This window comes from Synergistaceae bacterium, from assembly GCA_017444345.1.
In the GTDB taxonomy this organism is placed as follows: Bacteria; Synergistota; Synergistia; order Synergistales; family Aminobacteriaceae; genus JAFUXM01.
The window spans coordinates 1-25,507 of record JAFSWW010000008.1; the positions used below are offsets into that span (position 1 = coordinate 1).

26 protein-coding genes are annotated in these 25,507 nt (G+C 40.7%); 9 read left to right on the forward strand and 17 right to left on the reverse strand.

Translation table 11 applies throughout. The features are described from left to right. Positions 1–247: 247 nt before the first annotated feature. Together ileS and IJS99_00225 are read left to right on the forward strand one after the other, a co-directional pair. Entirely contained in the window at positions 248–3,049 is a 2,802-nt protein-coding gene (gene ileS, locus IJS99_00220; protein ID MBQ7560244.1) for an isoleucine--tRNA ligase, read from the forward strand. Next, a complete protein-coding gene (locus IJS99_00225; GenBank protein ID MBQ7560245.1) occupies positions 3,030–3,356 on the forward strand; it encodes a cupin domain-containing protein in 327 nt (108 codons plus the stop codon). The genes ileS and IJS99_00225 overlap by 20 nt, the downstream gene beginning before the upstream one ends. Before the next feature lie 89 nt (positions 3,357–3,445). On the opposite strand, the gene IJS99_00230 is transcribed toward IJS99_00225, so the two are convergent. The 3 genes from IJS99_00230 to IJS99_00240 form a co-directional block, all read right to left on the reverse strand. Then, a complete protein-coding gene (locus IJS99_00230) occupies positions 3,446–3,883 on the reverse strand; it encodes a hypothetical protein (protein ID MBQ7560246.1) in 438 nt (145 codons plus the stop codon). Positions 3,884–3,974: 91 nt separating this feature from the next. After that, positions 3,975–4,217, reverse strand: a complete 243-nt coding sequence (locus IJS99_00235; protein MBQ7560247.1) for a hypothetical protein — start codon at positions 4,215–4,217, stop codon at positions 3,975–3,977. After that, positions 4,172–4,933 carry a site-specific DNA-methyltransferase gene (locus IJS99_00240; GenBank protein MBQ7560248.1) on the reverse strand — a complete coding sequence of 254 codons (762 nt, stop codon included), beginning with the start codon at positions 4,931–4,933 and terminating at the stop codon, positions 4,172–4,174. The genes IJS99_00235 and IJS99_00240 overlap by 46 nt, the downstream gene beginning before the upstream one ends. 90 nt (positions 4,934–5,023) lie before the next feature. Between IJS99_00240 and ilvC the strand changes: the two genes are divergently transcribed. Then, positions 5,024–6,043, forward strand: coding sequence for a ketol-acid reductoisomerase (gene ilvC, locus IJS99_00245; GenBank protein MBQ7560249.1), 1,020 nt, complete (start codon positions 5,024–5,026; stop codon positions 6,041–6,043). Further along, positions 6,024–7,697: a dihydroxy-acid dehydratase gene (ilvD, locus tag IJS99_00250; GenBank protein ID MBQ7560250.1), complete on the forward strand. Its 1,674-nt coding sequence runs from the start codon at positions 6,024–6,026 to the stop codon at positions 7,695–7,697. Before ilvC ends, ilvD begins: the two co-directional genes overlap by 20 nt. Before the next feature lie 49 nt (positions 7,698–7,746). Here ilvD and IJS99_00255 read toward each other — a convergent pair whose 3' ends face one another. Beyond that, positions 7,747–8,526: an FkbM family methyltransferase gene (locus IJS99_00255; GenBank protein MBQ7560251.1), complete on the reverse strand. Its 780-nt coding sequence runs from the start codon at positions 8,524–8,526 to the stop codon at positions 7,747–7,749. 326 nt (positions 8,527–8,852) lie between these two features. Here IJS99_00255 and IJS99_00260 point away from each other — a divergent pair, with 326 nt between their 5' ends. The 5 genes from IJS99_00260 (at position 8,853) to IJS99_00280 (ending at position 12,927) form a co-directional block, all read left to right on the forward strand. Then, positions 8,853–9,056: a 50S ribosomal protein L28 gene (locus tag IJS99_00260; GenBank protein ID MBQ7560252.1), complete on the forward strand. Its 204-nt coding sequence runs from the start codon at positions 8,853–8,855 to the stop codon at positions 9,054–9,056. Further along, positions 9,028–10,482, forward strand: a complete 1,455-nt coding sequence (locus IJS99_00265; GenBank protein MBQ7560253.1) for a leucyl aminopeptidase — start codon at positions 9,028–9,030, stop codon at positions 10,480–10,482. Before IJS99_00260 ends, IJS99_00265 begins: the two co-directional genes overlap by 29 nt. Before the next feature lie 156 nt (positions 10,483–10,638). Beyond that, positions 10,639–11,601, forward strand: a complete 963-nt coding sequence (locus IJS99_00270; GenBank protein MBQ7560254.1) for a LicD family protein — start codon at positions 10,639–10,641, stop codon at positions 11,599–11,601. Further along, positions 11,585–12,508 carry a hypothetical protein gene (locus IJS99_00275; GenBank protein ID MBQ7560255.1) on the forward strand — a complete coding sequence of 308 codons (924 nt, stop codon included), beginning with the start codon at positions 11,585–11,587 and terminating at the stop codon, positions 12,506–12,508. Before IJS99_00270 ends, IJS99_00275 begins: the two co-directional genes overlap by 17 nt. Further along, positions 12,505–12,927 carry an adenylyltransferase/cytidyltransferase family protein gene (locus IJS99_00280; protein ID MBQ7560256.1) on the forward strand — a complete coding sequence of 141 codons (423 nt, stop codon included), beginning with the start codon at positions 12,505–12,507 and terminating at the stop codon, positions 12,925–12,927. The genes IJS99_00275 and IJS99_00280 overlap by 4 nt, the downstream gene beginning before the upstream one ends. 21 nt (positions 12,928–12,948) lie before the next feature. Here the strand turns inward: IJS99_00280 and IJS99_00285 are convergent, their stop codons facing one another. The 13 genes from IJS99_00285 to dtd all read right to left on the reverse strand — a co-directional run bounded on the left by IJS99_00285 (position 12,949) and on the right by dtd (position 25,506). Continuing rightward, entirely contained in the window at positions 12,949–14,460 is a 1,512-nt protein-coding gene (locus tag IJS99_00285) for an Rne/Rng family ribonuclease (protein MBQ7560257.1), read from the reverse strand. A gap of 153 nt (positions 14,461–14,613) precedes the next feature. Continuing rightward, entirely contained in the window at positions 14,614–15,204 is a 591-nt protein-coding gene (locus IJS99_00290) for a DUF2344 domain-containing protein (GenBank protein MBQ7560258.1), read from the reverse strand. 27 nt (positions 15,205–15,231) lie between these two features. Then, positions 15,232–17,001, reverse strand: coding sequence for a radical SAM protein (locus IJS99_00295; protein ID MBQ7560259.1), 1,770 nt, complete (start codon positions 16,999–17,001; stop codon positions 15,232–15,234). 236 nt (positions 17,002–17,237) lie between these two features. Continuing rightward, positions 17,238–18,302: a rod shape-determining protein RodA gene (gene rodA, locus IJS99_00300; protein ID MBQ7560260.1), complete on the reverse strand. Its 1,065-nt coding sequence runs from the start codon at positions 18,300–18,302 to the stop codon at positions 17,238–17,240. 51 nt (positions 18,303–18,353) lie between these two features. Beyond that, a complete protein-coding gene (gene minE / locus IJS99_00305; GenBank protein ID MBQ7560261.1) occupies positions 18,354–18,635 on the reverse strand; it encodes a cell division topological specificity factor MinE in 282 nt (93 codons plus the stop codon). Positions 18,636–18,650: 15 nt separating this feature from the next. Continuing rightward, positions 18,651–19,466, reverse strand: a complete 816-nt coding sequence (gene minD, locus IJS99_00310; protein MBQ7560262.1) for a septum site-determining protein MinD — start codon at positions 19,464–19,466, stop codon at positions 18,651–18,653. A 17-nt stretch (positions 19,467–19,483) separates the two neighbouring features. Further along, complete coding sequence (locus IJS99_00315; GenBank protein MBQ7560263.1) at positions 19,484–20,212, reverse strand: hypothetical protein; 729 nt, start codon at positions 20,210–20,212, stop codon at positions 19,484–19,486. 62 nt (positions 20,213–20,274) lie between these two features. Further along, positions 20,275–21,987 carry a penicillin-binding protein 2 gene (gene mrdA, locus IJS99_00320; GenBank protein MBQ7560264.1) on the reverse strand — a complete coding sequence of 571 codons (1,713 nt, stop codon included), beginning with the start codon at positions 21,985–21,987 and terminating at the stop codon, positions 20,275–20,277. 56 nt (positions 21,988–22,043) lie between these two features. Beyond that, complete coding sequence (locus tag IJS99_00325) at positions 22,044–22,514, reverse strand: hypothetical protein (GenBank protein ID MBQ7560265.1); 471 nt, start codon at positions 22,512–22,514, stop codon at positions 22,044–22,046. 1 nt (position 22,515) lies between these two features. Then, positions 22,516–23,286 carry a rod shape-determining protein MreC gene (locus IJS99_00330; protein MBQ7560266.1) on the reverse strand — a complete coding sequence of 257 codons (771 nt, stop codon included), beginning with the start codon at positions 23,284–23,286 and terminating at the stop codon, positions 22,516–22,518. Positions 23,287–23,295: 9 nt separating this feature from the next. Further along, complete coding sequence (locus tag IJS99_00335) at positions 23,296–24,351, reverse strand: rod shape-determining protein (protein ID MBQ7560267.1); 1,056 nt, start codon at positions 24,349–24,351, stop codon at positions 23,296–23,298. A gap of 15 nt (positions 24,352–24,366) precedes the next feature. After that, positions 24,367–24,993 carry an MBL fold metallo-hydrolase gene (locus IJS99_00340; GenBank protein MBQ7560268.1) on the reverse strand — a complete coding sequence of 209 codons (627 nt, stop codon included), beginning with the start codon at positions 24,991–24,993 and terminating at the stop codon, positions 24,367–24,369. Positions 24,994–25,059: 66 nt separating this feature from the next. Then, positions 25,060–25,506 (reverse strand): D-tyrosyl-tRNA(Tyr) deacylase, encoded by a 447-nt coding sequence (gene dtd / locus IJS99_00345; GenBank protein ID MBQ7560269.1) that lies wholly within the window; start codon positions 25,504–25,506, stop codon positions 25,060–25,062. Position 25,507 lies beyond the last annotated feature (1 nt).

The following is a 25,507-nucleotide window of genomic DNA, read 5'->3' on the forward strand; positions in this document are numbered from 1 at the left end:
AATAAATAATTATAAATATTCGGCTCTCTTGTTGAGTTATTCAGCGGGGGAGCTTATTTTTTTATGAACGAGCGAGAAATGTCGGGGGGCGGGCGGGTGGGCACTACTCGATATAACAAGCGACTCATTAACAGCTGGAGTGAACAAGACAGCGAAATATTTTCAAAAAAGTTTATTACCCTGCAAAAATTGTGATAATATCTATAAAATTTGTTGAGAATAATTTATCAGGAGGCAAAAATTTTTAATGGACAGTAAAGACTATAAAGATACTCTAAATTTACCCGTTACTAATTTTCCAATGCGGGCGAATTTATCAAAACGTGAGCCGGGATTTCTTGAATTCTGGCACTCACACGACATCTATCACAAGGCACTCAACGCACGAAAAAATTCACATGAAAGTTTTCAGCTTCACGACGGCCCCCCCTATGCAAATGGAGATATTCATATCGGGACAGCGTTTAATAAAGTTCTGAAGGATTTTATCATCAAAGCAAAGACTATGACAGGGCGTTATACTCCATATGTGCCGGGCTGGGACACTCACGGACTGCCGATTGAATTACGCGCATTGAAGGACGGCGGACTCTCGAAATTAGGAACTGGAATCGATCCCGTTGAGTTACGCAAAAAATGTAAAGAGACAGCATTACACTATTTAGACGTTCAGCGCGAAGAGTTCAAGAGACTCGGAGTCTTAGGTGAATGGGAACATCCTTATATAACGCTTGATCCGGCATTTGAGCATTTAGAGTTACACGCATTTGCTGACATGGTAAGCAAGGATTTAATTTATCGCGGATTAAAGCCTGTCTACTGGTGCACGGATTGCCAGACAGCACTGGCCGCCGGAGAAATTGAATACTGGGACGAGGAGTCGCCCTCCGTTTATGTCGCTTATCCCATGCCTAAAATCTCGCAGAAATTCCCGGAACTCGCAAATAAAGATGTCTATATTGTAATTTGGACAACTACCCCCTGGACTCTGCCTTCAAGTGCTGCCGTCGCTGTTCACCCGCGTTATGATTATGGATTTTATGAAGTTGACGGCAAAATTTATATACTTGCTGACGGCCTAAAAGATTCAGTCAGTAAAGCAACAGGCTTGAATCTCGGTGATGCAATAAAACTTGTTAAAGGCTCTGAACTTGAAAATTTAAAGCCTCTTCACCCGTTTTATGAGCATGAATTATTAGTAGTCTTAGCTGATTATGTAGAACTTGAGACGGGAACAGGCTGCGTTCATACTTCTCCCGGTCATGGTGTTGAAGACTATGAGACTGGCGTGCGTTATGGCTTGAGAATATTCAGCTCCGTGAATCATTCCGGACATTTTGAGCAGGAATTACCCATTGTAGGAGGCATGAATTTATCAGACGGCGGCAATAAAGCTATTGAGTTAATCAAAGCTAAGGGCCGTTTACTGGGACTCGGCAAAATCATGCATAGTTACCCTCATTGCTGGCGATGCAAGAAACCCGTTATATTTCGAGCTACAGATCAATGGTTTATTAACGTCTCTAAATTCAAAGATGAGGCCTTAAACATAATTGATCATAAAGTAAAATGGATTCCTGAATGGGGACATGACAGAATTTATAACATGGTAAGTTCCCGCTCAGACTGGTGCATATCCCGCCAAAGAGTCTGGGGTGTTCCCGTTCCTGCTATGCATTGTAAGGACTGCGGAGCTTTTACTCTTACAGCTGACAGAATTAGAATCCTCGCTGAAAAAGTTAAAGACTCACCCGATGGGACTTCTATATGGTGGCGCGAGAGTTTACAAAATTTATTCGGTGATCTTGCAAAGTGCGACAAATGCGGCTCTCATAACGTCGAGAAGGACAGCAACATTTTAGATGTCTGGTTTGACTCCGGAGTCTCTCACATGTCAGTCTTAAATGAAAGATTCGGGCTCAAATGGCCGTGTGATATGTACTTAGAAGGCAGTGATCAGCATAGAGGCTGGTTCCAGTCTTCACTATTAACAGCTACGGCAATAAAGGGTCAAGCTCCATATAAAGAAGTCTTGACTCACGGGTTTACTCTTGACGGAGAAGGCCGGAAAATGTCAAAATCTCTCGGAAATACTGTAGCACCTAAGGAAGTTTGCGACGAGTTCGGCGCGGATATTTTGAGACTCTGGGTTGCGTCTACTGATTATAGAAACGATGTTAGAATCTCAAAGCCGATATTAAAATCTTTGTCTGAGACTTACAGGCGAATCAGAAACACAGCAAGATTCTTACTTGGAAATTTGCACGATTTCACGCCCGGAAAAAATTCGCTTAAATACGAGAATTTATTATCAATGGATAAATGGATTCTTGACAGACTTCACAGAATTATTAAGCGGGTCCGTGAAGCATTCGAAGATTACGAGTTCCATGTGCCTGTCTCGTTAATTCATTCCTTCTGCGTTAATGAGTTGAGCGCGTTTTATTTGGACATCAGCAAAGATAGATTATACGTTGAAGAAGTTGACTCGCTTACTAGACGGAGCGCACAGACTGCAATGTGGGAGATTTTATCATGTTTAACACGAATGCTCGCACCGTTGATTAGTTTCACAGCTGAAGAAATTTGGCAGGAAATGAGAGGAATCGACTCGACTCTTCCTGAAAGCATATTTTTATCGGACTTCCCTGAGCAGGATAAATCACGACTCAATGACGAGCTTAATAATTTATGGGATGACGCGGTGAAATTCAAGAGTGCAATTAGTAGAATGCTTGAGACCATGAGAGCCGACAAGACAATCGGGACATCGTTAGAAGCTGCCGTACAAGTCAAGGAAAATGACTCGCTCAAAAAATTAGCTGACTCGTTTACTCCTGAAGAATTAGCGGATATTGCTATAGTCTCAAAATTTGAATGGGTCAAAGATTTAACGCTGCCTAGAGTATTTAATGACTCTGAAACGGGATTAGAGATTGCCGGAGGATTCACAACCGGGAGCAAATGCCCGCGCTGCTGGAAATATTCCGACAATGTGAACGAGAACGGACTTTGTGAGAGGTGCGCCCATGTTATGCACGAAGCATAGTGATACAAAATTACAGGATCTAGGCGGGGGAGTCTCTCGCAGGATTCTGGCATATACTGAAAAATTAATGATCGTCGAAGTAAATTTTTTAGCTGGAAGTGTCGGAACAGTTCACACTCACCCGCATTCACAAAATGTGTATATAATTTCAGGAAAATTTAAATTTGACGTCAACGGCCAAGAAATAGAAGTCAGCGCAGGGGACTCGCTTGCATTTGAGCCGAATTTACCGCACGGGACTCTTTGTCTTGAAGCTGGGACTCTGTTAGATATATTTACGCCCATGAGAGAAGATTTCTTGAAATAAATCATTAAAGCGTTTGAATCCTTCTGTGAAATATCAGACGGTAAATAAATATATTGCCCCAGTTTGTAAGAGCTGGGGTTATTTTTTTCTCATATATGGATGACATTTTCATATAAAGAAGGAATCGCACTCTGAATAATTCTAAACTTTGTGCCGTGATTGTGTCCTGTGCGAGCATCAAAATCTATAAAAATATTTCGTTCTCTTATGTTCAGCAAAAATTTATCGAGTGAAAAGCCTGATAATTGCATTATATCCAAATATCTGTAAAAATATTCTCCGTTTTCCTGTTTAACGTCAGCTATTATGTAAAAACAATTTCCTAATTTTGTCCCCGCCTTATGATATAAATCATAAAATCCCCAGTAAGGCATATAATCTTTATCATATTTCAGCCTGCAATTTCTTATAAGCTCATTTTTCCAGTCCGCTGCGTCTTGTCCTATTTTGTCAGAGTCAAAATTTATTATTACTCTTTCATTTTCTGAGTCTATATCAACAAAGAATCCCCGTAATGTAGGCCGCATATAGCATAAAGTCTGTCTAAAACTTTTCTCGCTGTCAGGATATTTTATGCCGGCTTATTTATGTCTCCAGCCGTAATTACATAAAAGATAGTCAACTATATGCAATGCTCAATAATGTCAACAAAGCTGTAGTATTTCTCCTTTGAGTCTTTAATTCCCACTCTGCAGCATTCGGGAGCGGTAAGTTATTTTCTGTAATGCCTAACAAATCTTCAAGCGTATTTCCTATTGCACCGTCATTATTTGTATTACGACAATTTTTTATCCAGCCGAGATTCCTTATTTCCTTTAAAGCGGCAATAAGAGTTCTCTTTGTGTACTTTGTAACTGACATGATAATCTCTCCTTTGACATCTCGCAATATTCGGGCGCAATCTCTATACCGATAAAATTTCTGTTAAGATTCTTAGCTGCAACTGCTGTAGTACCGCTTCCCATGAATGGATCTAAAATTATATTCGCATTTGTGCTTGATATTATGCGTTCAATCAAAGCAACGGGGAAGGGGGCCGGGTGTTTATTCTTCATTTCCTGCGGGAACTCCCATACATCACCGAATGAATTTGCGTGCGGAACGAGTTTAAATGCTGGTTTTGCTATGAGATATATTACTTCATAAGTCGGCAGAAAGTAGCCGGGATTAAAATTTATTCCGCCCTTGCGTCTCCAGATTATTATTTGCCTGACTGGGAATCCCTCAACTATTTCGCGCCTGTCTTGAAGCAGCCCGTTTTGTACCCGCCATTTATGATTATAAAATATTGCTCCGTCGTCATTGATTAGTCTCATCATTTCACTTAGACATTCACGCTGCCACTTCACATATTTATCATATGGCATATTGTCGTCATAAGTCGAGTAGCCTTTTATCAATGCAGCATTTGCCCACTTCCCGCAGCTTCCGTTTTTCATGCCGTTGCCCGTTGAGTTCTTCAAGTTATAGGGCGGTGATGTAATGATTAAATCAATGCTCTTATCCGGAATCTTCTGCATTTCAGTTACAGCATCTCCGCAAATAAATAAATTCATTATCTCGTCAATTTTATACATGCCTGAAATTATAGCGTGAAAGTATATTTTTTTCTGCTACAATATTCTAAACTTTTTTACGTGATATTTATATAAAGGAGTAATTTTTTTATGGCACGAGTTTATTATGAGAAGGACTGCGATTTAGGCAAATTAACAGGTAAGAAAATTGCGATTATAGGCTACGGCTCACAGGGTCATGCACACGCTATGAATTTGAGAGACTCAGGCTGTGATGTAATTGTAGGGCTTTACAAGGGCGGGAAGTCTTGGCCGGTTGCTGAGAAAGACGGTTTTACTGTTATGACTGTCAGCGAGTGCACTAAGGCAGCAGATATTATTATGATTCTCATCAATGACGAGAAGCAGGCCGACATGTATCGCACGGAAATAGCACCGTACTTAACTGAAGGAAAAACTATAGCATTTGCTCACGGGTTTAATATTCGTTATAAGCAGATTGTCGCGCCTAAGGGAGTAGACGTATTTATGGCAGCACCAAAAGGCCCCGGCCACACTGTCAGGAGTCAATACGTAGCAGGTAAGGGAGTTCCCTGTCTTGTTGCAGTTGAACAGGACGCTTCAGGGAAGTGCTTAGATATTGCGCTTGCTTACATTGCAGGAATCGGCGGAGCTCGTGCGGGCGTTCTTGAGACGACTATGCAGCAGGAAACAGAGACGGATTTATTCGGCGAACAGACTGTATTATGCGGCGGAGTCGTTGATTTAATGCAGTGCGGCTTTGAAGTCCTTTGTGAGGCCGGTTATGATCCCGTTAATGCTTATTTTGAATGTATTCACGAGATGAAATTAATTATTGACTTAGTGAATCGCGGCGGAGTTGCTGCTATGAATTATTCAATCTCTGACACTGCGGAATTCGGCGAATATGTTTCAGGCCCCCGCGTTCTCCCTCATGATAAAGTTAAAGCTAACATGCGAAAAGTTTTAGCTGACATTCAAGACGGAACTTTTGCGGGACGTTGGATTGCTGAGAATAAGAACGGCCGGACTTTCTTTAACTCAAAGCGCGACCAGTTAGCAAAACACCCTATGGAAGTAATCGGCAAAGAATTACGCGAGCAAATGTTATGGAAGGACGGATCAACTCTTGACGACGTATCGAAGTGATAATATTAAATCAGGCATTGAGAGGACTCCAAATTTAAGTCTGCTTTATGCGCTGGGACTCACTAAAGAAGAAATCTCGCGCCCTATAATCGGAGTAGTAAATTCATTCAGCGAGATTGTGCCCGGTCATATGCATTTAGATAAAATCGCCGAGGCCGTCAAAGCAGGAATCAGAGCAGCAGGAGGCACTCCCATAATGTTCCCGGCTATTGCTGTGTGTGATGGAATCGCTATGGGACATGTAGGCATGAAATATTCTCTTGTGTCTCGTGATTTAGTAGCTGACTCGACTGAAGCAATGACTATAGCACATCAATTTGACGGGCTTGTCATGATTCCTAACTGCGATAAAAACGTTCCGGGCTTGTTAATGGCTGCTGCACGTGTAAATATTCCTACGATTTTTTGCGCGGGTGGTCCCATGATAGCAGGGCACTTGAAAGACGGTCGGCGTACTTGTTTGAGTCATATGTTCGAGGCTGTAGGAGCTTATCACGCCGGCAAACTCGACGAGGACGGAGTCAATGACTACACAGAGAATGCCTGCCCTTCCTGCGGTTCATGTTCGGGAATGTACACGGCTAATTCTATGAATTGTCTAACTGAAGCAATCGGCATGTCTTTACGAGGCAACGGCACAATACCCGCCCCCTATTCAGCAAGAATAAGACTCGCTAAATTAACCGGCATGAAAATAATGGAGCTTGTCGAGAAAAATATTTGTCCGCGCGATATTATGACTCAAGAGGCATTCAATAACGCTGAAGCAGTAGATATGGCTTTAGGCTGTTCGACAAATACAATGCTGCATTTACCCGCAATTGCACACGAAGCCGGAATAACTCTAAACTTGAGTCATACTAACGAAATCAGCGAGCGCACCCCGAATTTATGCCACTTAGCACCGGCCGGAGATACTTTCATGGAAGATTTAGACAGAGCAGGCGGAGTCTATGCTGTCATGAAGGAACTTGCTAAGGAAAATTTAATCAACACGAGCCTATTAACTGCAACAGGGAAGACTATAAGCGAAAATATTGCGGACGTTGAAAATTTAGACACGAATATAATTCGCCCGATTGATAATCCATATTCACAAAACGGGGGAATCGCTATATTAAAGGGGAATCTTGCCCCGGACGGCTGTGTTGTAAAGAGGGCTGCTGTTGCTCCTGAAATGATGAAGCATGAAGGCCCGGCACGAGTCTTTGACTCAGAAGATGACGCAATAAAAGCAATCTATTCAGGCCAAGTAATTAAGCCCGGTGATGTCGTAGTTATTCGCTATGAAGGTCCAAAGGGAGGCCCGGGAATGCGCGAAATGTTGAACCCGACGAGCGCAATTTGCGGAATGGGACTCGATAAGAGCGTCGCATTAATCACAGACGGCAGATTTTCAGGAGCTACACGGGGCGCAAGTATAGGCCATATTTCACCGGAGGCAGCTGCGGGCGGAAATATCGGGCTCGTTCATGACGGTGATATTATCGAGATTGACATAAATAATTATAGTATTAACTTGAAAGTCTCTGATCAGGAACTCGCAAAACGCCGCGAAAACTGGACTCCTAATGAGCCTAAAATCAAAACGGGGTATCTTGCACGTTATGCCAAACTCGTAACAAGTGCAGACAAGGGCGCAATACTAGAATAATAAAATTTTCTCCCGGTCAAGAATCAAAATGGCCGGGATTTATTTTGCGTTATAATTTGCGGGTCTTCCTGTTTGTAATTGCTTTCTCCCATAGATCGCGCATTACAAAAAATGAGTTCAATTTATTATCAAGCAGCAGCATATAACCTAAAGGCTCAAGAATTGCACAAATTTCAGGGATATGATTTTCTCTAAGGCCATATTCCCATGTTTCAGTGCAAATAACTTTAGGAAGCGAGGGGCAATCTTTCAAGCTGCGTAAAATTATCTCGTCGAGGCCTTCCGTATCAAGCGACATAAAATCAGGAAAAACTCCGCCGCAATATTCGTTTATTATGGATTTTAGAGTCTTAACACTAACATTGATGATTTCTTTGATTTTGCAGTCTTTATTTACTCGAGCTTCGGCCTCTTGTTTGGAAAATGTGCTTAACGTGTAATTACTCATAACATAGAATGGCATAATAGAATCATTTTCGCCAATTCCTGCCGTGATGTTAATATCTTCTTTGCGAACGTATTCAATTTCGCGGGATAAAATAGGGTTAGGCTCGATATTAATTCCCCGTGAACCTCTTTCATAAAGTAATGCTGTATTGCTGAGTGAATAAGGGTGATTTGCTCCGATGTCAATATATGAAGGCTTCTCAATGTCAAGGCAATCAAATATACTGAGTATTATGCAATCTTCTCCTTTTTGAGAGTAACTGCCTTGATAGTAAGCAATACGCCCCCCCCCCCCCCTTGCGCAAATTACGTAAATATCATAAAGTTTAGTTGCTTTGATTCTGCGTTTAATTGAAGCTGGGATAAAGCTAGAAAATTTCATAAAATAATAATCCTTTCTTTAACATGTTCATGATAGAAAAATTTTTTGATGATTTATTATACTATATTTTTTGCATTATAATAAAAATTTTTTGTTTTGTGAGTTATTGCGATTACTGGAAAAATTTAATATTTCTGTAGCTGTAAATGTATCTGTAAAACTTGTATTTTTTTGTGTAAATTGAGCTGTAAAATTTATATGAATTATAACATTATAATTTGCTTGATAAAAATTTGCGCGCTCGTAAACTTTTAGAATGAGTCAATGTTATAATACTTATTTGTAAAAATTTCAATATTTATATATAACGGAGGAATTTATTAATTATGGCTAAATTTTGTGAATGCTGCGGAAGAGGTCCAGTATCAGGGAATGCTGTGAGTCACTCAAATAGACACACTAGAAGACGCTGGCTTATTAATCTTCAAAATGTAAAAGTTGACGCGGGCGACGGCACATACTTTAAAGCAAGAGTCTGCACAAAGTGTTTAAAATCCGGTTATGTCAAGAGGGCAGTTAATGCAAATTAAGCGCGTTGACAATATTGATTCGCTTGACTCTTTGTTAGTACTCTTATTTGAGGGCGAAAAATTTTCAGGCATAAATAACGAAATTTGCGAAATAATTGAGACTCTCACCTCGCGAAAAGATTTCACGGGCAAAAAAGGGAGTCTCCTGCGCGTTCCGTTAATTCAGGGGAATTTATATTTAGTCGGACTCGGGAAGCGTGAAGACTGCAAATTGAATTTAATTCGGGATTCACTCGCAAAAGGACTCAGAAATATCGGCAGGAATCATAATAAAAGCGTGTTCGTACATCTTGAGAACCTGAAAAATTTTGATTCGCTTTGTGTTGCACTGGGTGAGGCTGCTATATTGTGTGCTTACTCGTTCGATAAATACAAGACTAAAGGTGAAGACTACGAGGCTTTCTCGCTTAATGAGATCTACACGGATATTTATGACGAGAAGGAAATTTCACGGGGAGTCAAATTCGCCGAGTCTCAAATTTATTCGCGTGAACTTGCAAACGAGCCGGGCTGTGTTATAACTCCTGAAATCTTAGCAGAACACGCAAAGAAACTCGCAGGAAAATTAAATCTTGAGTGCGAAATCTGGGACGAGAAAAAAATATTATCCGAGAAAATGGGCGCATTATACGCAGTCGGAGCAGGCTCAAAGAATCCGCCGAGATTTATTCATTTAGCATACAAACCGGCGAATCCAGTCAAAAAAATTGCAATTGTCGGCAAAGGCATAACATTTGACAGCGGCGGACTAAATATCAAACCTGATCAATTTATGCTCACAATGAAGGGCGATAAAACAGGAGCCTGCAACGTTCTGGGAATATTAAAAGGTGCTGCAGAATTAAATTTAAATGTTGAAGTTCACGGAATTATATCAGCTGCTGAAAATATGCCCTCAGGAAGTGCTTACAAGCCCGATGATATTATTCGAGCAAGAAACGGGAAGACTATAGAGATAAATAATACTGACGCTGAAGGGAGACTCGTTCTTGCTGATGCTTTGTGCGCGGCCAGCGAGTTAAAACCTGATGCAATTATCGATATGGCAACTTTAACGGGGGCTTGTGCGGTGGCTCTGGGCAAAAACCGTGCGGGTTTGTTCTCAAATAATGATGAACTTGCTGATAAATTGCTTAGTGCCTCAAATATGAGCGGCGAACCTTACTGGAGAATGCCCTTAGAAGATGAAATTATTGCTGAATCGTTAAAATCTCCGTTTGCTGATTTAGTTAATTGCGGTGAGAGATACGGCGGAGCGATTTTTGCGGCGTTATTCCTGAAAGAGTTCATAAATAATAATATTGCATGGGCTCATATGGATATAGCGGGCGTTGACTTTAACGACAAAGAACGGGGCATTTATTCAAAGGGTGCAAGCTCATTCGGAGTCAGAACTTGTTTAAATTATTTATGCGGGATTTGTTAATTATGTCTTGTCAGTATAAAAACTTAGTACCCCCCCCCCCCCCTAGGTAATTTACGCAAATTTTTAATTAATAATAATAGTGATAGTTTTGCAGTCATAAAAGGCTGTGAGGCTATCACTTTTTTTGTGTGTATTCATAAAGGAGTGTGTTAATTCATGAATATAAAATTAGATATTCCCGAAAATTTTTTCCGCGGTGAAGAGAGATGCGGCTATTATGTCAGTCCCGAAATGAAAAAAGTATGGGCTGTTGAGCTTGATTTACTTGCTGAATTTGCCCGGGTCTGCGAGAAACATAATATAAAATTTTACATGGACGGCGGGACTTTGTTAGGTGCAGTACGTCATAAAGGTTTTATTCCCTGGGATGATGACGTTGATATTTTGCTGATGCGTGAAGATTATAATAAATTGCTTGAGATCGCCCCGAATGAATTTAAGCAGCCTTATTTTTTCTATACACCTACACAATCAAGAGAAGGCCGCATTATGACGTTCTCAAAATTATTTAATGACTCTACGACTATATTTGAGAATGCAAATAGTAAACTTTTTTATGATGTTAATAAACCTGACTCGCACTTTGGGATTTATATAGATGTCTTCCCGCTTGATGATATACCTGATAATGATAAATTGCTGCAAAAAATTGTTAAGCGTCTTAATAAATTATTGCGTAATATGTCATTGATAGATAAATATAAAAATTCTTATAAGCCCAGTTCAATAGCGTGGAAACGTCCTATAAAAGCATTTATGCATTATGTTTATAAGATAATGAATATGTCATTCAAGCCCTATCACGATAAAATTATGAATATTATCGATTCTAGTTCGTACCCTGAAAGTAAAAGACTTGCTAAACTTTGTATGTTTCCTGACCCTAAATTTTTTACCCGCAGAGTCTGGAATCGCTCAGATTTTGACGAGACCGTTTATTTATCGTTTGAGATGTTCAATCTTCCTGCTCCGGCCGGGTGGGAGAATATTTTAGATAAATTTTACGGGAATTGGCGCAAATATTATATACGAGCTAAACACGGTGCTTTTTACGACACCGAACACCCATATACTTATTACACGAAAGAAGGACACTCTATAGATGACAACTCGATATAAAATTTTATTCTGTCTTGTTATATTGCTATTGCTTGGCTCAATCTGGAAATCTAACGGCATTGCAAGACATGTTAAATATTTCAGGGATTATCTATCACACGAGCGCACTATTAAACGCCTTCACAAAATGGAGTCAGATATTTCGAGCTTAGAAAATTTCATATCTGAAGGCAGCGAATATTTTACGAAATATCATTTTATTTCACATAACGGCGGAATAATTCAAGGCCGCTTGCATTCGGGATCTCTTGAGGCGTGGGAGCATTCTTATAATCGCGGTAATCGTATAATAGACGCTGATTTGGAATTCACGAGCGATAATAAAATTGTCGTTCGTCACGGCTGGGCTGAAAATCTCGAACAGGGTCAAGAGCCTAATATTATGACTCATAAAAATTTTATGGACTCGTTGATTTTCCGGAAATATCACCCTTTAGATTTAGACGGCATGATTAATTTTATGATGACTCACAAAGATTTATATATCGCCGTTGACTCAAAACAGGATCCCGCGAAAATTTTTGATTTACTTGTTAAGACAGCAAAGAATCTTAACGCCGAGTCAATTCTTGAACGTATTATCGTGAGCTTATATAATTTTGAAGACGTGAATCGAGTCAAAAAAATTTACACGTTTAAAAATTTTGCGTTACGTCAATACGGCTGGCAGCATAACTGGTATAAACTCGCTGAATTTTGCCTGAATAATAATATCAGAGTCGTAAATATATTTGATTTCGTGATTGACTCTGACCCTGAAGGCGTGAAAATTTTGACCTCGAAAAATATTCACGTTTTCGCAGCAGTCGTTAATGATTTGAGCCAGCTCGAAAAATATAAATCTCTGGGAATAACCGGCGCAGTTAGTGATTTCTTGAGCGAGTCGGACTGGAGTCTCATAAAATGAAATTCTATAAGCTCGGCTACACAACAGGAGTATTTGACATGTTTCACGTCGGACACTTGAATATTTTGCGGCGCGCTAAGGAACATTGCGAAAAATTAATCGTCGGAGTCAGCACTGACGAACTAGTTAAATCATATAAGCACAAAGTCCCGATTATGCCGCTTGAAGACAGACTCGAAATTGTTTCAGCGATTAAATATGTCGATAAAGTTATAATACAAAGCGATTTAGATAAATTCAAGGCATGGGAGAAATTACATTTTAACGCAATTTTTCACGGCGACGACTGGAAGGACTCCGAGCTTTATAACGAGATGGAGCGAAAATTAAAACTTGTTCATGTTGATACAATATTTTTGCCTCACACTGAAGGAATTTCAACGACAATTTTAACGGAAATCATACGCCGCAAGAAATAATTTAATTCAGGGACTCGCGTGTTACTTGGCCATTTTCGCGCGGGTCTCTGTAGTCTCTAAATCGCCCTGATAATCGAGTCTATATTTGTCCCATGCGAAATTTTGAATCCCGGCAATAAAAATTTTCCTGTTAAATTCATCTTCCCAGTCAGGAATATAATTTTTTAGGTAATTCGCCATGTGTGTGCTTGTCTGTATTAAGAATGCCTGCGAGTTATTTGCGCTCGTTATTTTCCTGATGAATCGCTTAATCTTGATTGCTAGACTCTCTTCACGTTCGACAAAACCGTTATCGCCGCAAAGTGGGCAGCTGCGAGTCATAACACTTTTTAAATCAGGCCGTTCACGTTTTCGCGTTAATTCAACGAGTCCCAGTTTAGTTAAGCTGAATATTCTAGCCTTGAGTCTATCATGCATAATACACGAGTCAAAATGTTTTAATAATTTCTCGCGGTCCTCGTCAAAATCCATGTCAATAAAATCTACTACGACAATCCCCCCCAGTGAACGCAAACGCATTTGCCGGGCAATTTCTGAAGCGGCCTCAAGATTCACGCTCAAAACTGTGTGTCTCATGTCGGGCGAGTCCGTGAACTTCCCCGAATTAACATCTATTACTGTGAGTGCTTCAGTCTGATCAATTATTAAATATGCGCCGCTTTTAAGCCAGACTTTACGCTCTAAAGCCTTATCTATTTCGCTCTCAATCTCGAAATATTCAAATATGGGCGTTATTCCCGTGTATAATTGCAGATTTGGACTCTCAGGATAAAACCGTTCTATAAAATTTTTGACGCTCTCGAACTCTTCAGGATTGTTAATAATAATCTCGTCAATATTTCCTGAAATCTCATCGCGCAAGACCCGGCCTAATGCTCCAGTGTCGCGATATAATAAACAAGGTGCGGGATTAGTTTTTGCTTTGTGCTTGATTTCCTGCCAAAGTTTTATAAGCGAGTTCAAATCTTCCTGTAAAAATTTCTCGTCAATTCCTTCTGCTGCTGTCCTGATTATAACGCCGTAACCGGGAATTTGCGATTTTAACGAGTCCGCTATTTTCTTGAGTCGCTTTCTTTCTGAGTTATCAAATATTCTGCGGCTGACTCCGGTCTCTTCTGAATCAGGTACTAAAACGAGCCACCGACCGGGAATTGAGACTCTGGCACTTATTCGGGGAGCTTTATTTTTGCGGGCATTCTTTATAACCTGAACTATTAAATAATCACCTGATTTTATTTCCGGAGCTTCATTCAAGTATAAAAACGCATTTCTCGGCTCATTGTGAGATTTTGAGGGCTTTACGAGACTTGCAAATGCTGCATTAATGGCCGGCAAAATTGTATCGATCCTAGCAATAAAAATATCTCCCTGACGCGCTAATCTCGAACTATTTGCACGCGATGACATGAATTTATTATCTTCCTCGTCAAAATTGTATTCTATAAAAATTTCCGTCAATTTGCCGTCTTCAATAAGGGCGACTCTTGTCTGCTCGTTCTCTAGTGTATCAGCGATTAATTTTATATCAGACATAAAGCCTCATAACTCCTACTTTTATATAAATATTTTCGTGATTAATAATTGCGGCTCGTATTCGCCCGTTCTCTAGTGTCTCAAGCATAAAGCCTCACGCCTCCTACTTTTATAAAAATATTTTCATGTTCAATAATTGCGGTTCTTATAATATCAAGCATAAAGCCTCACTCTCCCATTTTCGTATAAGCCTATTGCCTCACGGACTATATTAATATCCTGCCAGCCCGTTATTATATTCTCGTGAACTAAATTTTTAACGAGTCCTCCGATGGGATTTTGCGCGGGTTCACTAATAATTAAATTCAGCCAGTCAGCTTTATATGCAATCTCTATAATATTTTCCTGATAAAATTTGCGTGTAAAACTTTCTATATTATTATTATTTCTTAACCTGACTAAATAGTGAGCTGCTTTGCACATTTTACCGAGTGAAGGCGACTCATCGGGCACGTTATAGGCTCGCGAAATATTGAAACCTTCAGGCAGTGAATTATTTAACAAGTCAACTAAATTTGCGTAATTTTCCGTGAAAAACATATCAACGGGTTCATTAAGGGCAATTACTCCGGCGGGAAGTTCGGGAGCGAATGAAATTTTTGCGCGGGGTGAAAATCCTTGAGTCATAACGAGTTCAAGCCCTGCACGCAAGGCACTTCTTGAAAAAATTTGAGCCAGTGCTATATGAGGCACAAAACAAGCTCCGCCCCTCTTTGAATAAATTAATCGCGTTCTATTTGTCATTATATCTGCCTTTCTTGTAATATTTTATCATTGCTTATTCTTACAGCCCAGCCCGCACCCTGCACAGCCGGTTATGCAGTCTTGAGTCAATTCTCCTGAATACGCCCTGTGTCTTTCACGCAATAAAAAATTTTTTGTGAGTCCGACATTAACGAAATCCCATGATAAAATCTCGTCTTCTCGTCTCTCACGCGTATAGTTTTCAGGATTTATTCCGCAGTAATTAAATGCCTCAAGCCAGCGACTCAAATCAAAATATTCCGTCCAGTTGTCAAATCTTGCGCCGGTCTCCCATGCCCGCAAAATTACTCGTCCTGTTAATTTGTCGCCTCGTGATAATACGCCCTCTAAAAATGTCTGTTCGGGCTCATGATATGCGATTGATAATGCCCTGTCATGTATGAGTGATTTAATAAATCGTCCTTTATCGCGTAATTCCTGTATTGAGTCCTGTTCTTCCCATTGAAAAGGTGTGTGAGCCTTAGGAACGAATCCGGAAACGCTAGCACTCACAGTAACGCGCCTCTTACCCATTGAACGAGCTAGCTTCAGTGCCTCCTGCGATAATTCAGCAATTGCCCGCAAATCTTCTTCCCGTTCTGTAGGAAGTCCCATCATGAAATATAATTTTACGCGCTCCCAGCCTCTTGAAAAAATTTCACGAAGACAATTTATAATCATTTCTTCGTTAATGCCCTTGTTAATTACATCGCGCAATCTCTGAGTCCCTGCTTCCGGTGCAAAAGTTATACTGCCATGACGCGAGCGAATCCCTTCGAGTTTTTCAGCAAGCCCGATCGAAAATCCGTCCATTCTCAAACTGGGAAGACTCAATTTTGAGTGCCTAGAATTTAACTCAGGAGTCAATAAATCTATTAAATTTTCTATACCTGAATAATCACACGACGCAAGAGATAACAAGCCTATTTCTTCCCAGCCTGTAGACTTTATAATATCCCTGATAGATTGAGCGGCTTCGTCTAAATTTCTTTCACGGACCGGACGGTTTACCATGCCGGCTTGACAGAATCTACAGCCCCTCCCGCACCCTCTGAATAATTCTATAGCTGCTCGATCATGAACTATATTTACACTCGGAACTATCATAGATTTTAACGTGTATAAATTCTCCGTGATTTGGCGCGTAACTTTTACGGGGTATAAAGGCGCATAGATTCCGGGCAATTTAGCAAGCTCTCTTATTTTCTCAAAACGGGGTAATTTTTTGCATGACTCTATATTATTCAATAAGTCCGGCAAAATGGCTTCAGCTTCTCCCACGCAGAATAAATCTATAAAATCACTCATTACTTCAGGATTATATGCCCCGTAACCTCCGGCAATTATTAAAGGCGAGTCATTATCTCTGTCAATACTCTTTAATTTTATGCCTGACAAATTCAAAATAGTTAATATATTCGTATAGCTCGCTTCATGAGGCATAGTAAACGCAAGAACGTCAAAATCTTTTATTTTCCTGCGCTGCTCAATCGAGATTAAAGGCGTGTTGCTCTCAAGCATTAATTTTTCCATGTCAGGCCAAGCACAATAAACTCTATCGGGCAAAAATTTTTTATTATCTTTATTCAGTGAGTAAATCAAGCTCTCTATAATCTGGAATCCGTAATAACTCATGCCTATCTCGTAAACGTCAGGAAATGCAAGACAAATTTTTAAGTTCGAGTCATCCCAGTTCAATTTTTTATGCGGTCTCCATTCAGATCCGGAATAACGGGAAGGCCGAGAAACTTGCGTTAATAATTTCCATTCAGGCGAGTCAAATTCTGCAAAGTTCATTTATTATATTTTCTCCCTAATTATATATTAGCTATATTATATTATGCTCGCGAGTGAGTGATTATTTTATTGCCTGTATATATTAATTCTATTTACACCCGCTATTGTATATAAATTTTATTGCCGTATACACGTTTTATTCTGCTTAGATAATAATATATCGCGTCAAATTCACGTTTTATTCTACTCCCACCCGCCCACCCGACTGTATTCACAGTCGAGTAGAATAGTGAAAATCAAAATCTCCGCTTAGTATTGACTTCTTCAATATATATACTAGCAATTAGGCCAAGTGCTATAAACGTAGCTAATAAAGAACTCCCGCCGTAACTCAAAAATGGCAGCGGCAAACCTGTAACGGGTGTTATTCCTATGCTCATGCCTATACTCTCAAACATTTGGAACCATAGCCAAGACGCAACGCCTGAAGTCAAAATTTTACAGCGTCTATCACGACACTTAAGCCCCGTTAAAATTATTCTGAATAATAACAAAGCAAATAACGCAATTAATATAATATTCCCGACAAAGCCGAATTCTTCAGAGAACACGCTAAATATAAAATCTGTATGAGGCTCAGGCAAAAATTTCAGCTTGCTTTGAGTTCCCAGCATAAAACCCTTACCCGCAAAACCTCCCGAACCGACGGCGATTCTTGATTGAATAACATTATAACCCGAACCTAAGGGATCTCTCATAGGGTCAAGAAATACAAGCAATCTATTAATCTGATAATCTTTCAGGACAAACATAATTAATACTGGCAGTGAAGCAAGTCCGAGCCCGATAATACTTCCTAAATATTTTAACGGAGTCCCAGCTGTGAGCAGCATTCCAAATGATATTACGAGATAAACGAGCGCGCTCCCTGCATCAGGCTGTAATAATACAAGCAAGACAGGCAGCGAAATAACTCCCAGTCCGGCAAAAAAAGTTTTTATATCTAACGGCGGATAACGTGAAAAGAATTTAGACATCGCTAAAATTATAGCAATCTTTGCAAACTCTGAAGGCTGAAATCTAATCCCCCCGAATCCCAGCCAGCTTTGTGCGCCTTTAACTTTAGGAGCGAGTAATGCCGTCAATAATAATAATATCAACGTCAAATAAAATAAATAATAGGCACCTTCAAGAAAATTTCTATGGCCTATCATCATAGTTATTAACATAGCAGCAAGACTCACGAAAAGCCAAGCAGCCTGCCTCAATGCATAATCAAAGCCGCGCCCGTTTGCCCCGCCTGCCGCACTGTAAATACAGAACACCCCCCACAAACCGAGCATAAATGCACACAACATCATGATTCTATCTGTGAGGGATAAATCTTCTTTCAGCGAAGACAACAATTTTATTTAATCTAACGCGATACTTCCGCCGCGCTTGATTCTCAAAACGGGGATATTTGCTACTAGGGCTGTAGCTCCCTGTTCCTTCTCGAAATCGATTTCTATTTTACTGCGCTCTATGTCCATGTATTTAATAATTACATTTACAATTTCTTCGCGCAAATTTTCGAGTAAATCCGGCGTTATGTCGCTTCTGTCATTTATCAAGATAATTTGTAAACGATCCTTTGCCCGTTTTGCTGAATCTTTACCGTCTCCGCTGCCAAATAGTCTGCTTAAGAATCCCATTATTAAATCACTCCTTTACTTCTTTTTACCGCCGCCGGAAAAAAATTTCTTAATCCAGCTAAAGAATCCCCGCCCCGCGTAACTCTCTAAATCCATTAATGGCACGTCCCGGCCTAGTAATCTTTCTGCTATGTTCAAATATGCGTGTGCAGCAGGTGAATCAAGACTCATAGTCATTGGCTCGCCGTTATTTGTTGAGCGTATTACATTCTCATCTTCAGGAACTACGCCTATTAACTCAATTGATAATACGTCTAATATATCATCTTTTGCGAGCATATCCCCGTCTTGTACCATGTTAGGACGCAGGCGATTTATTATTAATCTGATCGGAGATTTGCCCATGGACTCAAGCATTCCGATAATTCTATCAGCATCACGAACTGCGGGAATTTCCGGGGTTGTTACGACAAGTGCTTCATCAGCTCCGGCGGCTGCATTCTTGAATCCTCCTTCAATACCGGCGGGACAATCAAGCAAAATAAAATCAAAATCAGGCTTTAACTCTTCACATAAAGCGATCATTTGTTCGGGATTAACTGCGTCCTTTGTCCGAGTCTGTGCTGCTGGTAGCAAATAAAGTCCCGGCACCCGTTTATCTTTTACTAGAGCCTGAGAAATTTTGCAAGTTTTCTCGATTACGTCAATGAAATTATATACTACCCTGTTTTCAAGTCCCATTATTACGTCAAGATTTCGCAGTCCTACATCAGCATCTATTGCTACAACTTTTTTGCCGAATTTTGCTAAAGCTGCTGCTATATTTGCTGTTGAAGTTGTTTTACCGACTCCGCCTTTTCCTGAAGTCGTTACTATTACACGTGCTGCCATTTACGACAAATACCCTCCTAAAATTTATTTTCTCGTATAACCGGCGTATTTTCTTCCAAAGTTATCAAGACACTTTTGCGCCAGTAAGCTGCTGAATTTGGATCTACATAACATAATTTATTAGCGATTCTAACTTGAGGAGTCTCAAAATGTCCCGCCCATATGAAAACATCATCGCGATTAGCTGCGAGTCCTCCCGCGTGAACTACTCCGAGCAGCTTCCCAGCAACGATTATACTTCCGCCCGCAATGATTTCCGCACCGGGATTCAAATGCCCCCATAAAAGCACGTCGCCTTCTGTCTCAACTTTTTGGCCGCCCCTCATTGAGCCGTATACTATTTTGACTCTGGGAATCTTTATTTTATGTTCGCTTTCTTTCTCGTGCTTAACTTGAGAGTCTTGCGCTTTGTCCTGTAAATTTAAAGCCGGTTCACTTGTTGAGAGTCCAGCCTCATTTAATAATTTCAAAGTGTCAGGATTCCTAGAGAGCCAAGCAATAACTTTTAAGCCCTTCTCCCATATTAAGCTATTCAACATGTGCAGAATCAAATTTCTAGTACACAAACGCCCCGCAAAATCGAAAGCGATTCCCTGATTCTCCGGCAATTTATAGGAGTCGGCCTTAATCTTCATTAACGCTCTTATAACGGCATTCTCGCTGACATTCTCAGGCAAAAATATTTTTATCCCATAATGAGTCCGCTCAAGTTTTAAATATGCTTCAGGCTTTCTTAATTTATTCAATAAATTTAACATAATTCATAATTATAGCGTGAAAATTAAATTTTTATATTTATTTATCATAATTAATGCGATAACAAATGCGCTAAAATCTGACCGACCATAGGAGCTGCGACGCTCGAACCGTGCCGGCCTGCTTCAACAACTGCTACTGCGACATATTTAGGACTCTCAACAGGCGAATATCCCGCAAATAATGCATGATCGGGTCCGTGTGAATTCTGAGCAGTTCCCGTTTTTCCTGCGATACTCACACCGAACCGCCCAGCCCTTGAGCCTGTCCCTCTGCTTACAACATATTCGAGTCCTCTTTGCACGATCGCTAATTTTTCAGGATCTAAGCTCATATTTTCAGGACGCTTAAAATTTTTTATATTCAAGTGTGGAGTTACTAATTTGCCGCCGTTCGCTATAGCAGCATAGACTCTAGCAATCTGAATCGGAGTCATTAATACATAGCCCTGACCGATTGAATAATTTACTGTGTCGCCGTTGAGCCATTGAGTCTTGAATCGTCTTTCTTTCCAGTCAGGCCCGGCAAGGAGTCCCGCTCTTTCTCCGGGTAAATCAATGCCAGTTAATTCGCCTAAATGAAATCTTCTAGCCCATTTTACGAGTCTATCAATTCCGGCCTTGAGTCCAACCTGATAAAAAAATACGTCGCAGGAATGCTGCAAACCTCCTATTACATTTAAGCTCCCATGCCCTGAATGTTTCCAACACCTGAATAAATGCGAGCCGAGTCTCAGACCTCCACGACAAGCAAATGAACTCGAAATATTTATAATATCTTCTTCAAGTGCAGCAATTGACATAAACGCTTTAAACGTACTCGCAGGGGGATAAACTCCGGCAATGGCTCTATCTAACATGGGTCTGTCAGGATTATTTATTATTGAGTTCCATTCACGCGCAGAGACTCCCCATGTTAAAGTGTTATTATCATAGACGGGACTTGAAGCTAATACTAAAATTTCACCGGTCTGAACGTCCATAGCAATTAACGCGCCTTTATAATCCTTCAATAAGTCAACCGCTAATTTTTGAGCCGACATATCAAGAGTCAAATGCAAATCTTCTCCCTTTACTGCGTTGCTTGAGTCAAGTGTCCGAATCTTGCGCCCCCTCGCGTCAACTTCCAAAGCCTCTTGGCCGGGGTGTCCTCTCAAAATTTCCTCGTAGGATCTCTCAATTCCCGACTTGCCTATTAAATCGCCGCCAGTATAACCGTCTTCAGCACGTGCCTTTAACTCGTCTTCTGAGATTTCACCGACATAGCCTAAAACATTCGCCGCCAAACTCCCAGCCGGATATGTCCTGCGCCAGACACTCAACGGGAATAATTCTCGCGGGAATTCATAATCTGCAACTAATTCGGCCATTTGAGTCATTGTCAAATTAGGGACGATTCGCATTACTCTATATGGAGCGAGTCTCTGCTGCTTTATGGTCTTCTCTAAATCTTCTACAGTTATCGGAATCCCATGACGTATTAAAATTTTGCTGAGTCTCTCAAGTTTTTCCGGCGTGTTCAAATCCAACGGATAACCCATTATACAAAATGTAGTGTCATTTACTGCGAGGGGGACTCCGTTCCTGTCAAAAATTTCTCCGCGTGGTGCTGCAAACCTCATAACGCGCAATCTATTATTATGTGCGAGCCTGATATATTTATCGCCTTGATAGATCTGACAAAAATATAACCCGCTGATTAATATCAAGAAAGAAAGACTCATACAATAAAGAAATAATTTCAGCCTGTTATCTAATATTTCCATATTTTATTAAAAGATTCCCCCCCTTTTACGCGAATAAGCCCGCGCAATATTTTATATCATACTTTCTGCAAATCCTTCACTCTCTGCGAGTAAATATACTGCGTCAATAATATAGCCGGTAATGAGTAAACTTGCTGCCAAATGAAAAAATTACCTCCCGTGCTGCCTCCCAGTATCAAAACGGGTAACATAGGCGGTAATAGCTGCGAGACTTCCAACAACGCAAAAATTAATAATCCGCTCCCTGAGACTCGGCCTTGAGGTGGAATAAACGCCCAGACTTGTATAACAATCATGACGGCGGCGACATATCCCAGCGTGAAAAATCCGGGAATCCCTACCCAGCGCAAATCCCATAAAATTCCCCCGGCAAATGCGCTCCAAATTGCCCAGAGTCCGTCCTCGTCATTCTTATCAAGCAATAATTTATACACGATTCCCAGCATAAATAACCCCGGAATCTGCATACCTCCGCCGCTGAATACCGTCAATAAATCCTGTAAGAGCCATAAAGTAATTAATAACATGTCAATAATTCACCGTGTAAAATCTCGACAAATCCGCGCCCGGTTCTATTCTATATGTCGCGTAACCGTCCGGCCCGACTGTAAATTCATTACTGACCCGCCCGATCGGCAAACCTGAAGGGAACTGCTCGCCTATCATTGCCGTACTTATTCGCATTCCCGCACGAGCCGCACCCTTTGAAGCTGGTATATAACGCAGTAAGACCCGCCCATTTCCGTCGCCTGTAACGACTCCGAGTTCGCGAGTCTCTTCTATTACTGCAGGAACTAAGAAACTTGACGACGTTATTAATTCGGCCCATGATGACATTAACGACACTGAACTAACCCGCCCGATTAAATAGCCGTTATAGAAAATTGGCAGTCCTTGAGTGATTTTATCCTGCTCGCCTCGGTCTATTCTGATTTCATTCCACCATGACATGGGAGCACGTAAATTTACACGCGCAACTCGTATATCATTGCTTGAGACTTGAAAATTTTGCCGGCTCAATATTTTAGCGAGTTCAAGACGCAATATAGAATTCTCTTCACGCAATCGAGTAATCTCGTCATTCAAAAAATTTTTATCGTGAGAGTATGAACGCCAATTTATATAAAACTCTCGCATTATGACAGCCGGATATTCAGGAACTGACAATAAAGCGGCCCAGAAATCAACGATATTTTTTATTATGCCGAGTCCCGAACTTATGCCAAGCAAAAATAATCCCAGAATCAAAGCCGTTAAACCGTGAGCCCATTCTCTAACAGTGCTGCGAAAATTGTCCATATAAAAATTTTATCTTGCGCCGCGTTCGACTGATTTTAATATCCTGCGCATTGACGTTAAATTTTTCAGAATCTCACCGACTCCCAGTGCAACAGAATATAACGGACTCTCAGAAACTATTACAGGAGTATTTATAGCGCGTGAAAGTCTTTCAGCAAATCCCCTCATTAAAGCGACTCCGCCAGTTAAAATAACTCCTCTGTCAACAACATCCTTTGCGAGTTCGGGCGGCATTTTCTCAAGAGCGACTTTTACCATGTCTTCAATGCTTATAAAAATAGGCTCCATTGCTTCACGGACTTCAATAGACGAAATAATATCACTCTTAGGCAGTCCGTCCGACAAATCGCGCCCCTTCACGTTCATTTCAAGCTCCGGACTCATGGGTAAAGCCGACCCGATTGTATTCTTGACTTCTTCAGCCGTGTTATCTCCGATTAAGAGCGAATATCTTTGACGAATCATTGCTGTTATTGCATTATCCATCATTTTGCCAGCTGTCCTGAGCGAACTTGTAACAACAATCCCGCCTAGAGATATTACACTGACTTCACTTGTGCCGCCGCCTATATCAATTACCATGCACCCATTAGGCTTATCAAACGGGAGTCCGACCCCTAATGCTGCACTGATAGGCTCTTCAACGATATATGCTTCTCCTGCACCTGCTCCGAGTGTTGCATCAATAACGGCCTTGCGCTCGACTCCGGTAATTTCCGCAGGAATCGAGACAACTACACGCGGATGAGTCATGAAAGCACTTCCCGAACAAACTTTTTTGAGACAGTGTTTAATTAATTCTTGAGTTACGTCAAAATTTGAGATTACCCCGCCTTCAATCGGACAAATCGCACTAATTCCCGCAGGAACCTTCCCGGCCATTGCTTTAGCTTCACGACCGACCGCTATAATCTCAAAACCTGCACCGCGCGGCAATTTTTTTACTGCAACAACTGAAGGCTCATTTAAGACTATGCCTTTATCCTTTACATAAACGACTATATTTGACGAGCCTAAATCTATTCCGACATCAAGGCCAAGCATACTAGAGAAAAATTTTAACATTTCTGTAATTCTCCATTAACGCGGCCAATACGGGTTTAATTCACGTTCTGCGCCTATGCTAGTTTCAGGGCCATGACCGGGCAAAACTCTTAAACCGTCGGGGAATTCGTCAAGTTTTCGCAGTGATGACTCAAGTTTGACCTCGTCGCCGCCCTCTAAATCAGTCCGTCCTACACTCTGAGCGAATAAAGTATCACCGGCAATTAATATATTATGGCCCTGCAATAAATAACAGACTCCGCCTTCAGTATGTCCGGGAGTCTCAATAACTTTTATATCACAGCCGGGAAATTGTATAATCTGACCGTCTTTAACTTCTTTGAAATCACTCAAGCCCTCACAGTGAACGCCTAACAAAGATTGCAGCTGCTTTGAAGGTTTTCGGAGTGAATGAGCGTCCTTGCTGCCTATATAAATATTATTCCCGACAAAAGGCACTAATTCATGAATCCCCGCAATGTGATCTATATGACCGTGAGTCAATAAAATCATTGTGAGATTTAAATTATTATCAGCGAGAAATTTTTTAACGTCGTCAGTCTTTCCGCCCGGATCAACAAGAAAAGCCTGCTTTGTGTTCTCGTCCCAGAATAAATAACTATTTGTCCATAATGCTCCCAGTGGGAAGCGTTTATAATTCATGATTAATAAATTCCTTCTTTCTATATCTATAAATTCAAGCATTCAAGAAATATATATAATTTTATTTTATTTATCCGGAGAGTCTACTATAAAAGTTAATGGGCCGTCATTAATTATTTCAACTTCCATATCTGCGCCGAACTCCCCGCAATTAGTCTTAAATCCATATGATTTTACTTTATCGACGAAATAATTATAAATTTTCTCTGCTAAATCGGGACTCGCTGCTCCTGTAAAACTTGGCCGGCGGCCTTTAACGCATGAAGCATATAACGAGAATTGAGAGACTAATAATATTTCTCCGTTGACTTCACTTAATGATAAATTTGTCTTGCCCTCTGAGTCCTCGAATATACGCAAGCCCGTCATTTTTTCAGCCAGCCAGTCAGCTTTTGACTCATTGTCGCCGTCTGTTACTCCTATAAATACGCAAATTCCCTTGTTAATTGAGCGTCTTTCTTGTGAATTAATTAATACTGAAGCCCGCTTTACTCGTTGAATTAATAAACGCAAA